The sequence below is a fragment of the uncultured Maribacter sp. genome (genome assembly GCF_947500405.1).
In the GTDB taxonomy this organism is placed as follows: domain Bacteria; phylum Bacteroidota; class Bacteroidia; order Flavobacteriales; family Flavobacteriaceae; genus Maribacter_B.
Window position 1 is genome coordinate 1 of sequence record NZ_CANMRY010000001.1, and the last position, 14,436, is coordinate 14,436.

General features: G+C 31.6%; 14 protein-coding genes. 7 read left to right on the forward strand and 7 right to left on the reverse strand.

The genetic code is table 11. The annotated features are described in order from the left end of the window. The first annotated feature begins 210 nt into the window (after nucleotides 1-210). The 6 genes from thrS (at nucleotide 211) to Q0945_RS00030 (ending at nucleotide 5,508) form a co-directional block, all read left to right on the forward strand. Nucleotides 211-2,151: a threonine--tRNA ligase gene (gene thrS / locus Q0945_RS00005; RefSeq protein WP_299429519.1), complete on the forward strand. Its 1,941-nt coding sequence runs from the start codon at nucleotides 211-213 to the stop codon at nucleotides 2,149-2,151. 41 nt (nucleotides 2,152-2,192) lie between these two features. Next, the gene (gene infC, locus Q0945_RS00010) at nucleotides 2,193-2,741 is read left to right on the forward strand and encodes a translation initiation factor IF-3 (protein ID WP_262697348.1); all 549 of its coding nucleotides are present in this window, start codon (nucleotides 2,193-2,195) and stop codon (nucleotides 2,739-2,741) included. A 115-nt stretch (nucleotides 2,742-2,856) separates the two neighbouring features. Continuing rightward, entirely contained in the window at nucleotides 2,857-3,054 is a 198-nt protein-coding gene (gene rpmI / locus Q0945_RS00015; protein WP_121067903.1) for a 50S ribosomal protein L35, read from the forward strand. A gap of 93 nt (nucleotides 3,055-3,147) precedes the next feature. Beyond that, nucleotides 3,148-3,492, forward strand: coding sequence for a 50S ribosomal protein L20 (gene rplT / locus Q0945_RS00020; RefSeq protein ID WP_121067905.1), 345 nt, complete (start codon nucleotides 3,148-3,150; stop codon nucleotides 3,490-3,492). 124 nt (nucleotides 3,493-3,616) lie between these two features. Beyond that, nucleotides 3,617-4,087 carry a gluconokinase gene (locus Q0945_RS00025; RefSeq protein WP_299430300.1) on the forward strand — a complete coding sequence of 157 codons (471 nt, stop codon included), beginning with the start codon at nucleotides 3,617-3,619 and terminating at the stop codon, nucleotides 4,085-4,087. A gap of 80 nt (nucleotides 4,088-4,167) precedes the next feature. Beyond that, nucleotides 4,168-5,508: a gluconate:H+ symporter gene (locus Q0945_RS00030; RefSeq protein WP_299429522.1), complete on the forward strand. Its 1,341-nt coding sequence runs from the start codon at nucleotides 4,168-4,170 to the stop codon at nucleotides 5,506-5,508. On the opposite strand, the gene Q0945_RS00035 is transcribed toward Q0945_RS00030, so the two are convergent. Next, nucleotides 5,505-5,927 carry a secondary thiamine-phosphate synthase enzyme YjbQ gene (locus Q0945_RS00035; RefSeq protein WP_299429524.1) on the reverse strand — a complete coding sequence of 141 codons (423 nt, stop codon included), beginning with the start codon at nucleotides 5,925-5,927 and terminating at the stop codon, nucleotides 5,505-5,507. The genes Q0945_RS00030 and Q0945_RS00035 overlap by 4 nt on opposite strands. A 74-nt stretch (nucleotides 5,928-6,001) precedes the next feature. On the opposite strand from Q0945_RS00035, the gene Q0945_RS00040 reads away from it, so the two are divergent. After that, complete coding sequence (locus Q0945_RS00040; protein ID WP_299429526.1) at nucleotides 6,002-6,796, forward strand: HAD family hydrolase; 795 nt, start codon at nucleotides 6,002-6,004, stop codon at nucleotides 6,794-6,796. Between the two features lie 440 nt (nucleotides 6,797-7,236). Here the strand turns inward: Q0945_RS00040 and Q0945_RS00045 are convergent, their stop codons facing one another. The 6 genes from Q0945_RS00045 to tgt all read right to left on the reverse strand — a co-directional run bounded on the left by Q0945_RS00045 (nucleotide 7,237) and on the right by tgt (nucleotide 14,395). Beyond that, the gene (locus tag Q0945_RS00045) at nucleotides 7,237-8,499 is read right to left on the reverse strand and encodes an asparagine synthetase B (protein ID WP_299429528.1); all 1,263 of its coding nucleotides are present in this window, start codon (nucleotides 8,497-8,499) and stop codon (nucleotides 7,237-7,239) included. 82 nt (nucleotides 8,500-8,581) lie between these two features. Further along, a complete protein-coding gene (gene dnaB, locus Q0945_RS00050; RefSeq protein ID WP_299429530.1) occupies nucleotides 8,582-10,126 on the reverse strand; it encodes a replicative DNA helicase in 1,545 nt (514 codons plus the stop codon). 167 nt (nucleotides 10,127-10,293) lie between these two features. Then, a complete protein-coding gene (locus Q0945_RS00055) occupies nucleotides 10,294-11,247 on the reverse strand; it encodes an acetyl-CoA carboxylase carboxyltransferase subunit alpha (protein ID WP_299429532.1) in 954 nt (317 codons plus the stop codon). Between the two features lie 63 nt (nucleotides 11,248-11,310). After that, nucleotides 11,311-12,195, reverse strand: a complete 885-nt coding sequence (locus Q0945_RS00060) for a DMT family transporter (protein WP_299429534.1) — start codon at nucleotides 12,193-12,195, stop codon at nucleotides 11,311-11,313. Next, entirely contained in the window at nucleotides 12,182-13,264 is a 1,083-nt protein-coding gene (locus Q0945_RS00065; protein ID WP_299429536.1) for an LptF/LptG family permease, read from the reverse strand. Before Q0945_RS00065 ends, Q0945_RS00060 begins: the two co-directional genes overlap by 14 nt. Then, the gene (gene tgt / locus Q0945_RS00070; RefSeq protein ID WP_299429538.1) at nucleotides 13,265-14,395 is read right to left on the reverse strand and encodes a tRNA guanosine(34) transglycosylase Tgt; all 1,131 of its coding nucleotides are present in this window, start codon (nucleotides 14,393-14,395) and stop codon (nucleotides 13,265-13,267) included. Nucleotides 14,396-14,436: the final 41 nt, after the last annotated feature.

The window sequence follows — 14,436 nt, forward strand, 5'->3', positions numbered from 1 at the left end:
ATACATACATACATACATACATACATACATACATACATACATACATACATACATACATACATACATACATACATACATACAAACCATCAAATAACTAATTCACTTAATACCTACCTATAATATTATAGATAGTTATCAAAAAGAACCAAACTATATTGCTCGCCTGAATACTACATATTATATTTGTTCCTTATTAGCTAAAAACTAGGAATGATTAAAATTACTTTACCAGATGGTTCAATTAAGGAGTTCCCTAAAGGAACAACTCCTTATGATATTGCAAAAAGCATAAGCGAAGGTCTTGCTAGAAATATAATTTCAGCAAAATTCAATGATACTATATTAGAAACCGTTTCTCCTTTAAACGAAGATGGAACATTAGTACTTTACACCTGGAATGATACGGAAGGAAAAAAAGCTTTTTGGCATTCTAGTTCACATATAGTTGCACAAGCAATTGAAGAACTTTACCCTGGAGCTAAATTAACTATTGGCCCCGCTATAGATAATGGTTTTTATTATGATGTTGATTTTGGCGAAAAAACTCTTTCCGAAAAAGATTTTAGTACTATTGAAAAAAGAGCTATTGAAATTGCCAGAGGCAAACATGCTTTTAAAATGCGTTCTGTTTCTAAAAATGTAGCGCTTACCTTATATAAGGAACAAGGCAATGAATATAAAGTAGAGTTAATAGAAAATCTAGACGATGGCACTATTACTTTTTGTGATCACGATACTTTTACGGATTTATGTAGAGGCGGACACATACCTAATACTGGCATTGTAAAAGCCATTAAAATTTTAAGTGTTGCAGGAGCTTATTGGAGAGGTGATGAAAACAACACACAATTAACTAGAATTTATGGCATTTCTTTCCCTAAACAGAAAGAGCTTACAGAATATCTTCATTTATTAGAAGAAGCAAAAAAGAGAGACCACAGAAAACTGGGAAAAGAATTAGAACTCTTTACTTTTTCACAAAAAGTAGGGCAAGGACTCCCTCTATGGCTACCTAAAGGAGCAGCACTTAGAGAGCGTCTAGAAGATTTTCTTAAGAAAGCTCAAAAAAAAGCCGGCTATGAGATGGTGGTTACACCTCATATTGGACAAAAAGAACTTTATGTTACTTCTGGGCATTATGCGAAATATGGCGAAGACAGCTTTCAACCAATAAATACTCCTAAAGAAGACGAAGAGTTTTTATTAAAACCCATGAATTGCCCACATCACTGCGAAATATACAACCACAAACCTTACAGCTACAAAGAACTACCAAAAAGGTTTGCAGAATTTGGAACTGTATATAGATACGAACAAAGTGGGGAACTACATGGATTAACAAGAGTTAGAGGTTTTACTCAAGATGATGCTCATATATTTTGCACTCCAGAACAATTGGATCAAGAATTTAAAAATGTTATTGACCTATCCTTATATGTATTAAGTTCTTTAGGATTTGAAAATTTTACTGCACAAGTATCTGTCCGTGATCTAACAAAACCAGAAAAATACATTGGCGAAGTAGAAAATTGGGAAAAAGCTGAAAATGCAATTATAAATGCTGCTAAAGAAAAAGGGCTAGATTTTATTATAGAAAGTGGAGAAGCCGCTTTTTATGGCCCAAAATTAGACTTTATGATTAAAGATGCTTTGGGTAGAAGTTGGCAATTAGGAACAATCCAAGTAGATTACAACCTTCCAGAAAGGTTTGAACTCTCTTATAAAGGAAGTGATAATGAGTTACACAGACCTATAATGATACACCGCGCTCCTTTTGGAAGCATGGAACGTTTTATAGCCTTATTACTAGAACATACCGGGGGTAATTTTCCACTTTGGCTTATTCCTGAACAAGCCATAATTTTACCAGTTAGCGAAAAACATGAAATTTATGCTAAAAAAGTTTTAAATTCATTAGAAAATAACGAAATTCGCGCCCTTGTAGACAATAGAAATGAAACTATTGGAAAAAAAATACGAGAAGCGGAAATGAGCAAAACACCATTTATGCTGATTGTTGGAGACAATGACATTGAAGGAAATACAATTTCTGTTCGTAGACACGGTGGAGAGGATATAGGAGCAATAAGCATTGAAAAGTTTACAGACTTGGTAAATAATGAAATAAACAGTACCTTAAAGTCGTTTTAAAGAAAAATATTAAGTTTAATTAAAATATATTAGTCATAGCAATTAGAAAGAGATTTAGGCCGCAACCTAGAAGGGAAAATAAAAACCCACACAAAATTAACGAGAACGTTATTTCCCCTAACGTTAGGTTAGTTGGTGATAATGTGGAGGTTGGTGTATATACATTGCAACAAGCAATGGCAAAATCAGAAGAACTTGGTTTAGATTTGGTAGAAATTTCTCCCAAAGCTGACCCACCAGTTTGTAAAATTATTGACTATAAAAAGTTCCTATACGAGCAGAAAAAGCGAGAAAAGGTTATGAAGGCGAAAGCCTCCAAAGTTGTGGTTAAAGAAATACGTTTTGGTCCTAATACAGACGATCATGATTATGAATTTAAAAAGAAACATGCTGAAAAGTTCTTAAAAGAAGGAGCTAAATTAAAAGCTTATGTATTTTTTAAAGGAAGGTCTATTGTTTATAAAGATCAAGGAGAAATTCTTTTACTTAGATTAGCCTCTGAGTTAGAAGAATTAGGAAAAGTAGAACAAATGCCTAAGTTAGAAGGTAAAAGGATGACAATGTTTATTGCTCCTAAGACAAAAAAATAATTTTTAAATTCCTTTACAGGATTTAAAAAATTTATATAGAAAACTGAATATCTGCCTATATTTTTATAGGCAGTTTCAGCATAAAAAAGTGAGATAATTTAATACATAGGAGAAAATGCCTAAACAGAAAACAAAATCCAGTGCTAAAAAGCGTTTTAAGCTTACAGGCTCTGGTAAAATCAAGAGAAAGCACGCTTTTAAGAGTCACATTTTGACTAAAAAATCTAAAAAGCGTAAGCTTGCGTTAACACACTCAGCGTTGGTACACCAAGCTGATGTTAACAGTATAAAAGAACAATTACGTTTAAAGTAATATTCTTTTCGGTAAACAATTATTAACCCTGGAGTTAGGCCATTAAAAGAATCAATATTTAAATTGATCGCCTTCTACAAAAAAATTAAAATTATGCCAAGATCAGTAAATGCAGTAGCTTCTAGAGCCCGAAGAAAAAAGGTAATGAAGCAAGCCAAAGGTTACTTTGGAAGACGTAAAAACGTTTGGACAGTAGCTAAAAATGCGGTTGAAAAAGCAATGTTATATGCTTATAGAGACCGTAGAAATAAAAAGAGAACATTCCGCGCCTTGTGGATTACCAGAATTAACGCTGGTGCTAGATTACATGGAATGTCTTACTCTCAGTTTATGGGAAAAGTAAAAGCTAACAATATAGAACTTAATAGAAAAGTTTTAGCAGACTTAGCAATGAACAACCCAGATGCTTTTAAAGCAATTGTAGAGCAAGTTAAATAAATTAAGAATATTATCTCACTATAAGGAAAATCCGATTCTAACGAATCGGATTTTTTTTATTTAATATTAGTATATTTAGGTATTAATTTTAAAGTATATCTATATCAATCCTATAATATACGTAATTGGTGTTTCTGGCTCTGGTAAATCTACTATTGCCAAATTACTATCCGAAAACACAAATATTCCATTTTTTGATGCAGATGATTTTCATCCTGAAGCAAACGTTATTAAAATGAAATCTGGCACTCCTTTAAATGACAATGACCGTTTAGGTTGGCTAAAGACCATAAATAAATTAGCCTCAAAAAAAACAAATGAAAAAGGAGCAATTATTGCCTGTTCTGCTTTAAAAGAATCTTACCGTTTACTATTAAGTAAAAATATTTCAGACAAAACCACTTGGGTATTCTTAGATGGATCTATAGAATTAATTAACAAACGTATGCAAGCAAGAGAAAGTCATTTTATGCCTTCTACACTACTAAAATCTCAATTTGACACTTTAGAAGTTCCTGAATATGGCATACACTATTCTATTGACACTTCTCCTGAGGTTATTATTAATGATATTAAAAAGAAATTACAGATTTAATACTTGCTTATTTAATACTGTTTAATAAAATGTATTAGACTTTTATACATTAAGATTATATTAATACATAGCTTAAATTAATGACTACAACTTTATTATTATCCGTATTTATAGGTATTGCAATTTTATTAATTTTAGTTTTATACTTTAAAATTCAAGCATTTATTTCTCTTCTTATTGCTAGCATTAGCGTTGGTCTCATAGCCGGACTAGATGGTATGCAAATTATACAAGTAATACAGAACGGAATGGCTAGCACACTAGGTTTTGTAGCCACTGTTGTTGGCTTAGGTTCTATTCTTGGTGCCATATTAGAACACTCTGGTGGAACAAAAGTTATAGTTTCTTTTATGATTACTAAATTTGGTATAAAGAGAGCCCCTACAGCACTTGCTATTTCTGGTTTTATTATTGCTATTCCTGTTTTCTTTGATGTTGCGTTTATTATACTTATACCTATAATCTATTCTTTACAAAGGAAAACAAGAAAATCTCTTTTATTATACGCCATTCCTCTATTAGCAGGATTAGCAGCAACACATGCTTTTATACCTCCTACTCCTGGCCCAGTTGCTGTTGCTGATATTATTGGAGCTCAATTAGGATGGGTAATTCTTATAGGTGCAATTACTGGAATACCAACTGTTCTTGTTTGCGGTTTAATTTTTGGAAAATATATTGCAAAGAAAATACATATAGATGCTCCAGAGTTACAAGAAGAAAATAACAAAGATAATAACCTACCTAATATAGGAATTGTATTTTCTATTATTCTTATTCCTATAATTTTAATATTAGCAAATACAACTATACAAGCTAATAATACTATAATTACAAATTATGGAACTGCCACGTCTATATTTAATTTTATTGGACATCCATTTATCGCATTAATAATTGCAAACTTATTGGCCTGGTACTTTTTAGGTATTAAAATGGGATATACCAAGAAAAAAATGTTAGACATTTCTTCAAAATCATTAGCTCCTGCTGGTATAATTATTTTATTGACAGGTGCTGGAGGAGTTTTTAAACAAATTTTAATAGACACTGGAGCTGGTAGAGTAATAGCAGAGCTAATGACCAATTTAGGGTTACCAATTATTATTTTTTCTTTCTTTGCCGCTGCAATTGTTAGAATTATACAAGGATCGTCTACAGTTGCTATGATAACTGCTGCAGGTTTAGTATCTCCTTTATTATCAATGCATACTTTTTCTAGCCCTCAATTAGCCTGTTTAGTTATTGCAATTGCTTCTGGAGCTTCTATCTTATCCCATGTTAATGATAGTGGATTTTGGTTAGTAAGTCAATATTTACACTTAACAGAAAAACAAACATTTAAATCATGGACTTTAATGACAACTATTCTTGCACTCACAGGTTTCGCTACGGTAGTATTACTATATTCTTTTGTTTAATTCCCAAATACCGTAATTACAATAGTTCTTCCGGAAGCATAATCTCTATGTTCACAAAGATAAATGCCTTGCCAAATTCCTAGATTTAACTTTCCTTTAGTTATTGGTATTTGTAGAGAGCTTCCCATTAAAGAAGCCTTTATGTGAGCTGGCATATCATCAGGACCTTCATATGTATGTTTGTAATAGGGCGCATTTTCAGGAACCATTACATTAATATGACTTTCAAAATCATCTCTAACTGTACTATCTGCATTTTCATTGATGGTTAAACTTGCAGATGTATGCTTAATAAAAACCTGAAGGTTTCCTATAGAAATATTTTTAATTTCAGGAATAGAATCAAGAACACAATCTGTAATTAAATGAAAACCTCTTTTAAATTTAGGCAACAGGATTTCTCTTTGATAAGATTTCATATTTTAAAAAATGAATTTACAAGAACTAAGATATAATTAAATCCAATGAAATACCTTTGTAAAAAAATATTGCAATGGATTTATCTAGAATTAAAATGGTAGTTACCGATATGGATGGTACGTTACTAAACTCTAACCATCAAGTTAGCGACCGTTTTTTTAAATTACACCAACAACTAAAAGGTAAAAACATTCAATTTGTTGCAGCAAGCGGAAGACAATACCATAGTATTATTGATAAACTCTCTTCTATTAAAGAGGATATCATTGTAATTGCAGAAAATGGTAGTTTTATAAAACAACAAAATAAAGAGCTATTATCTACCCCGTTAAAGCCTGAAATAAAGGATGAAATTTTAAAAATTGTTGCCAATATAAAAGGTGTACACCCTGTTCTTTGCACAAAAGAAAAAGCTTACTTATTAAATTCTTCTACCAAATTTGCTACTAAATTAAAAGAATTTTATTCAAAATATGAGATGTTAAACAATCTAGAAGATTACTCTGGAGAAGTTTTAAAAATTGCAATTTATCATTTTGAAAGTTCAGAGGAATTTATTTATCCAGCTGTAAAACATTTAGAAAAAAAAATAAAGGTAAAAGTATCTGGGCAAAATTGGTTAGACTTATCGGACTTTAATGCGCACAAAGGTTATGCATTACAAAAAGTTCAAGAATTAATTAATGTTCTACCAGAAGAAACAATGGTTTTTGGTGATTACAATAATGATTTAGAAATGCTAGCCATGTCTACATATAGTTTTGCAATGGAAAATGCTCATGAAAATGTAAAAAAAATTGCTAATTTTAGCACTACTAGTAATGATGATTATGGTGTAGAAAGAATATTAGAAAAACTTCTAAACTAAATAACATAACTAGGCAAAAACCCATAAATATTTTTAAATGCTACGGTAAATTGTTGCGAATTTTTATAACCTACCTCATAAGATATTTCAGAAACTGTATATTCTTTTTTTCAATTAACTCTTTTGCTCTCTGCATTCTATGCTTAGTTATATGTTTAAAAATAGTAGATTTAAACATCCTACTAGAAGGACCAAAATTAAACAGCAAATTATATATTCGTCCAATTTTAAAGTTATACGAAAACTTAAAATCATGAGGATAACCCTTTTCTTTTGAGCTTAAAAATTTGAATGGAATACAATTTGTTTCGGCGATTTACTATCAGTAATTCACAAAAAAACAAACTCACAAAAGAATATATTCTATTGAGAATATAGGACAAAAAACTTTTAATTAGTGTTTGGAGACAAAACAGAAAGCAAATTGAAATGGATTGCTATTACGTTTTTTGTTTCTTTTTTCTTGCCGCAGGAAATAAAATATTATTTAAAATTAGTCTATACCCAGGAGAAGTTGGATGTAACTCTAATTCTGTTTTAGGATCTCCTACTCTATGTTGGTAATCTTCTGGGTCATGACCACCATAAAAAGTAAAAAAACCTTTTCCTTTTATACCATGAATATAACGAGCCTCGCTATTAATTCTATTCTCGCCTAATACTAGTACTGTAGGTTTTATTTGCTCTCTATTAAATGCCGTTGTTTGCCCCATAAAACCTTTTACCAAAGAAGTATGATTTTGACAGAGCATCGTTGGTATTGGATCCCATTTAGCCGAAAAATCCATTAAAGAAAAATAATCGGTCTCTTTTTGAATTTTTCTTCTTTTACTGGTCATATCTATAGAAGAAAATTCATATTGCAATGGGTTTCTTTCTAAAATGTAGTCTGTAAATGCAAAAGATTTAGTGTAATCTAATTTACTCTGGTAATTAGCTTCGGAAGGGTCTCCATCAAACATTGGTTCACAAATATCTAATCCGTGTGTTGCCAATGCAATATCAAAACTATCGGTTGCAGAGCACATTGCAAACATAAATCCGCCTCCAATTACATAGTTTCTTATTTTTAAAGCTACCGCTCTTTTTGCTTCGGATACTTTACTATAACCAAGTTTAGTAGCTAAGGCTTCTGCATCTTTTTTTTGTTGCATATACCAAGGTGCTGCACGGTAAGCACCATAAAATTTACCATATTGCCCCGTAAAATCTTCATGGTGTAAGTGTAACCAATCATACAAAGCTAATTTATCTTCTAAAACCTCTTCATCATAAATAGTTATATACGGTATTTCCGCATAAGTTAAAACCATAGTAACAGCATCATCCCAAGGTTGTTTTCCTTTAGGAGAGTATACTGCTATTTTAGGAGCTTTTTCTAGAATTACAGATTCTTGATTTTTAGAAGGGCTACTTATGTCATCTAAAATTCCATTTGCTTCTCCGTCTGATAAAATCTCAAAAGAAACGCCTCTTATTTGGCATTCTTTACGTATTGCTTCGCCATCTGGTAATAAAAAAGAACCTCCCCTATAGTTTAGCAACCACTGTACTTTTTGTTGTTTTGATAAAACCCAATAAGTAATCCCGTATGCTTTAAGATGATTTTTTTGAAATTCTGCATCCATAGGAATTAAAATAACAGATGCTGTTACTTTGGAAACAAAAACTGCAAATAGTAAAAACAGTACTACCTTTTTCATATACACTTTATATAGTCTATACCCAAAGATAACTTAAAAAGAAGTTTCTATAAAAGTTAGAAACTTAACCTTATCCTAAAATCTAAAAAGGAACATCATTATCCTCTGGAGCACCATCATTCATAGAACTACCAAATGCTTCATTGGCATTGGGTAAATTCTTCGTGATAAAAGGATTATCATCGTCTTCATTCATTTTAGATTGAAACTCAAACGGAGAATCAAAATCATCTAAATTATCAAACTTACCTTGGTTACCAATAAATTTAAGACGTATATTTTCTAGACCACCGTTTCTGTGTTTGGCAACAATAAATTCTGCTTGGCCAGCGGTAGGACTTTGTTCTTCGTCATCCCACTCATCAATCTTATAATATTCTGGTCTGTATATAAAAGATACAATATCGGCATCTTGCTCAATGGCACCAGATTCTCTTAAATCTGAAAGTACTGGACGTTTACTACCACCACGAGTTTCTACAGCACGAGATAACTGTGATAATGCAATAACAGGAACATTAAGTTCCTTTGCTAATGCTTTTAAGTTTCTAGAGATTGTAGATATTTCTTGTTCCCTGTTTCCTCCTTTTTGACTACCACCAGCTGTCATTAACTGCAAATAATCAATCATAATCATTTTTATATCATGCTGTGAAGCTAGTCTACGACACTTTGCTCTAAGGTCAAAAATAGATAATGACGGTGTATCATCAATAAACAAAGGGGCTGCTTCTAAAGACTTAACCTTTACATTTAATTGTTCCCACTCGTGTTTTTCTAATTTACCAGTTCTTAATTTTTCAGAAGATAATCCTGTTTCCGAAGAAATTAATCTGGTAATAAGCTGTACAGAAGACATCTCCAAAGAAAAGAATGCTACTGCAGTTTTGGATTCAACTGCAATATTCCTTGCCATAGATAATGTTAGTGCAGTTTTCCCCATACCAGGACGGGCTGCAACAATAATTAAATCACTCGGTTGCCAACCAGAGGTTAACTTATCTAACTTATCAAAACCAGATGCCACCCCACTCATCCCCTCTTTTCCTGCAATTTCTTCAATACGCTTTTTAGCTTGAATAACTAAATTCTGTGCGGTTTCTGCAGAACGCTTAAGATTTCCTTGTGTAACATCGTATAATTTAGATTCAGCCGTGTCCAATAAATCAAACACATCGGTAGATTCGTCATAAGCAGATTCTATAATTTCTCCTGATATTTTTATTAGACTACGTTGTATAAATTTTTGAAGTATTATACGTGCATGAAACTCAATATGTGCAGAAGAAGCTATTTTTTGAGTTAGCTTTATAAGATAAAAGTCGCCCCCAACACTTTCTAACTTACCATCTTTCTTTAGTTGTGTAGAAACGGTTAATAAATCTATTGGTTCCGATGTTTCAAACAATTTAAAAATTGCTTCAAAAATGTACTTATGTGCGTCTTTATAAAAAACATCTGGATGCAAAATATCTATAACCTCATCCACCCCTTTTTTATCGATCATCATAGCACCAATAACAACCTCCTCTAAATCAACTGCTTGAGGTGGTATTTTCCCCTTTTCTAAACTGATAAGGGTAGATTTATCTATCTTACGACCAATAACTGGGTTCGGTTTTTCCATGAGTACGAAAGTATGCAATTAACCTTTAGTTAACATGAATTTCAATGCTTACGATATTCACATTTCACTAACAATTGACTGTTAATAAGTTACAAAATTATGTTGATAACAAAAAAAATCCGGAATTTTAATTTTCCGGATTATAAGAAAGTATTTAAAATATGCGGTTAGCCATTAAAAACACCCATACTTGCATATTTGTCCATACGTTTATTTACTAAATCTTTTGGTGATAACTTTTCCAATTCTTGAAAATGTTCAAATATTTTAGACTTTACAGCTTCAAAAGTGTTTTCTCTATCAGAATGTGCTCCTCCAATAGGTTCTTTAACTATTTCATCTACTATTTTCATTTTCTTCATGTCAGGAGCTGTTAGTTTTAAAGCATCAGCAGCTTGTTCTTTAAACTCCCAGCTTCTCCATAAAATAGAAGAACAAGATTCTGGTGAAATAACAGAATACCAAGTATTCTCTAACATTAAAACCTTATCTCCTACTCCTATTCCTAATGCTCCACCTGAAGCTCCTTCTCCAATAATAACAACAATGATTGGGACTTTAAGTCTTGTCATTTCTAAGATATTACGTGCAATTGCCTCTCCTTGTCCACGTTCTTCTGCTTCTATTCCTGCATATGCTCCTGGAGTATCTATAAAACATACAACAGGTACATTAAATTTCTCTGCAGACTTCATTAAACGTAATGCTTTACGATATCCTTCTGGATTTGCCATTCCAAAATTACGATACTGTCTTGTCTTGGTGTTGTATCCTTTTTGTTGGCCAATGAACATAAAACTTTGGTCGTTTATTTTTCCTAAACCACCAATCATAGCTTTATCATCTGCAACATTTCTATCCCCATGAAGTTCTAAGAAAGTATCTCCGCATAAAGCATTAATATAATCTAGTGTATATGGTCTATTAGGATGTCTTGATAACTGTACACGCTGCCAAGAAGTTAGATTTTTGTAAATTTCTTTACGAGTCTCTAAAAGCTTTTTTTCAATTTTTTTACAAGTTTGTGTTACATCAACATCACTCTCTTCTCCAATAATAACACACTTGGTTAACTGCTCTTCTAGTTCTTTAATTGGAAGTTCAAAATCCAAATACTCCATAAAAAAGTAATTTTTGTTAGTTTAAAGAACAAATATAAAGCTTTAATGGTAACGATTGCGCTACTACTTCTTTAATTTCCTTCTATTTTTAAGAATTCCGTTAGCAACTACAGTTGCAAGTATAATCAGTGCGCCTACATAAAACATAGAATTTATCTCTTCATTTTCTCCTAATAATAACAATGCCATTAGTATACCGTACACTGGTTCTAAATTTGTAGTAAGCATTACGGTATATGGTGTTAAAAAACGCATCACTTTTACTGCCGCAATAAACGCATAGGCAGTACATATAGAAGATAGTATAAATAAGTAAAACCAGTCTTTTGCTGATATTTGAAAAAATTCTGTCTTAAATGTATTTGTAAAAAGAAAATATATAGATAAAAATACGACACCTGTACTAAGCTCTACCATTGCTATTATAGATGGTTTTTCTTTTTGAACTAGTTTCCCATTAATTATTGAAAAGGTTGCTGCTAAAAAAGCGGAAATAGCTGCCAAAATCATTCCATATAAATAAGAAGTGTCTACCCTAAAAATAAAGTATAAACCTATAATAACTAGTAATCCAAAAAAAATCTCATATTTAATTATTTTTCTCTTATACCAAATTGGCTCTAAAATAGCCGTAAAAAAAGCTCCTATAGATAATGTTGCTAAAGCTATGGATACATTAGAAACTTTTATCGCAATAAAAAAGGTAACCCAATGGAGAGCCACGACTATTCCTCCTAAAAACATTGTTATAAGAGTCTTTTTGGTTATTTTAATCCTAATTTTCTTTACTAACACATATAAGATAATTAAAATAGATGCTATACCCATTCTATACCAAACAAGTGGCAATGCATCTATAGTTATTAGCTTACCTAAAATTGCGGTAAAACCCCATACAAAAACTATAAAATGTAGGTGAACTAAATTTTTTAATTTATCGTTTTGCATTTTGAAGAAGATAAAATGCCAATATTCCAAATAATATATTAGGTATTATTACTGCCAATAAAGGAGAAAAACCAGATTGTTCTGCTAGGGTTCCAAATACTTTATCAAAAAACACAAATATAAAAGCTACGAGAATACCAAAAGCAAGATTTACCCCCATTCCTCCTCTTCTTTTTACAGAAGATACTGCAACGGCGATTATTGTTAATATAAATGCTGTTAGTGGCAAAGCCCAACGTTTATATTTTACTAAAATATAGGTATTAATATTAGAAGCTCCTTTTCTTTTTTGCTCCTCTATAAATTTATTAAGTTGAAATAAATTTTTGGTTTCTGCTACATAGGAAACCGGAGTTAAATCATCTATTTTAAAGGCAAATAGAGTATCTAATCTTCTTTTACTTTCTAAAATTGCAGAGTCTCCTACTATAGTTCTTTTCCTATAAGATGTAAGTCTATACAAGCTATCTTTTTCTACCCATCTAATATTACTTGCTGCTATTTTAAATTTTAAATTATTTTCTTCATCAAAACGCTCAAAAGTAAAATTCTTTCCATTTTGCCTTGCCGATTCAAAACTACTTATATAAATAAAATCGGTTTCATTAAGTTGATTGTATATATTATTTGTTACACGATCTTGCTTTCCTTTTTTCAAGTATTTATACTTAAACTCATTAAAACCTACACTTGCTTTAGGTACTAAAAACATTCCCATAACAAACATAAGAATAGCAACTAAAGTTGCTCCTATAATATAAGGTCTTAAGAACCTATTATAAGAAACACCAGAACTAAGAATTGCTACAATTTCGGTATCATTAGCAAGTTTAGAGGTAAAATAAATAACAGATAGAAATAGAAATATAGGAAACAACAAGCTACCTATATATACTGTAAAGTGCATATAATATATAAGTATTTCATTGACAGGAGCATTATTTGCAGACATTTTTCCATTCTGCTCCGCAAAATTAACCATGATACCAATAGGAATAAAAAGTAGTAACATTACCGAAAAGGTTGCTAAATATCTTTTTAAAATATATCTATCTAGTATGGTAAGCATTTACAATCTTTTATCCATTTGTTTCACCATAGTATCTTTCCAAATTCTAAAATCTCCTGCTAAAATATGCTTTCTAGCTTCTCTTACAAGCCACATATAAAAGCCTAAATTGTGTATGGTTGCTATTTGTTTTCCTAAATACTCATTAGCCGCAAATAAATGTCTTAAATATGCTTTAGTATACTCTTTATCTACAAACGTAGTTCCTTCTGGATCTAGCATAGAAAAATCATCTTCCCATTTTTTATTTTTAATGTTAATGGTTCCATGAGAGGTAAATAGCATTCCGTTTCTTGCATTACGTGTTGGCATAACACAATCAAACATATCTATGCCCAATGCTATGTTTTCTAAAATATTTATTGGGGTTCCTACTCCCATTAAATATCTTGGCTTATCTTCTGGAAGCACTTCACAAACAACCTCAGTCATGCCATACATTTCTTCTGCTGGTTCTCCTACAGATAATCCACCAATAGCATTACCTTCTGCTCCGGCATTAGCAATGTATTCTGCAGATTGTCTTCTTAAATCTTTATATGTAGACCCTTGAACAATTGGGAAGAAAGTTTGCGAATAGTCATACACAAAAGGTGTTTTATCTAAATGTGTTATACAACGATCCAACCATCTATGTGTCATATACATAGATCGTTTTGCATATTTATAATCACATGGGTACGGTGTACACTCATCAAAAGCCATAATAATATCCGCGCCAATGGTTCTTTGTATTTCCATTACATTTTCTGGCGTAAACATATGGTAAGAACCGTCTATATGCGATTTAAATTTAACCCCTTCTTCTTTTATTTTTCTGTTAGATGAAAGAGAATATACTTGATACCCACCACTATCGGTTAAGATATTACCATCCCAACCCATAAACTTGTGTAAGCCCCCTGCTTTATGCAAAATTGGCGTTTTAGGTCTTAAGAATAAATGATAGGTATTCCCAAGAATAATGTCTGGTTTAATTTCTTCTCTTAATTCTTTTTGATGCACTCCTTTTACAGATGCTACTGTACCTACAGGCATAAATATTGGAGTTTCTATAGTCCCGTGATCGGTAACCATTGTTCCTGCTCTAGCTTTACTTAGAGGATCGGTATGATGTAATGTAAATTTCAAATCTTTATTTAAGAACACAAATATAATCAACTATAGCGCAT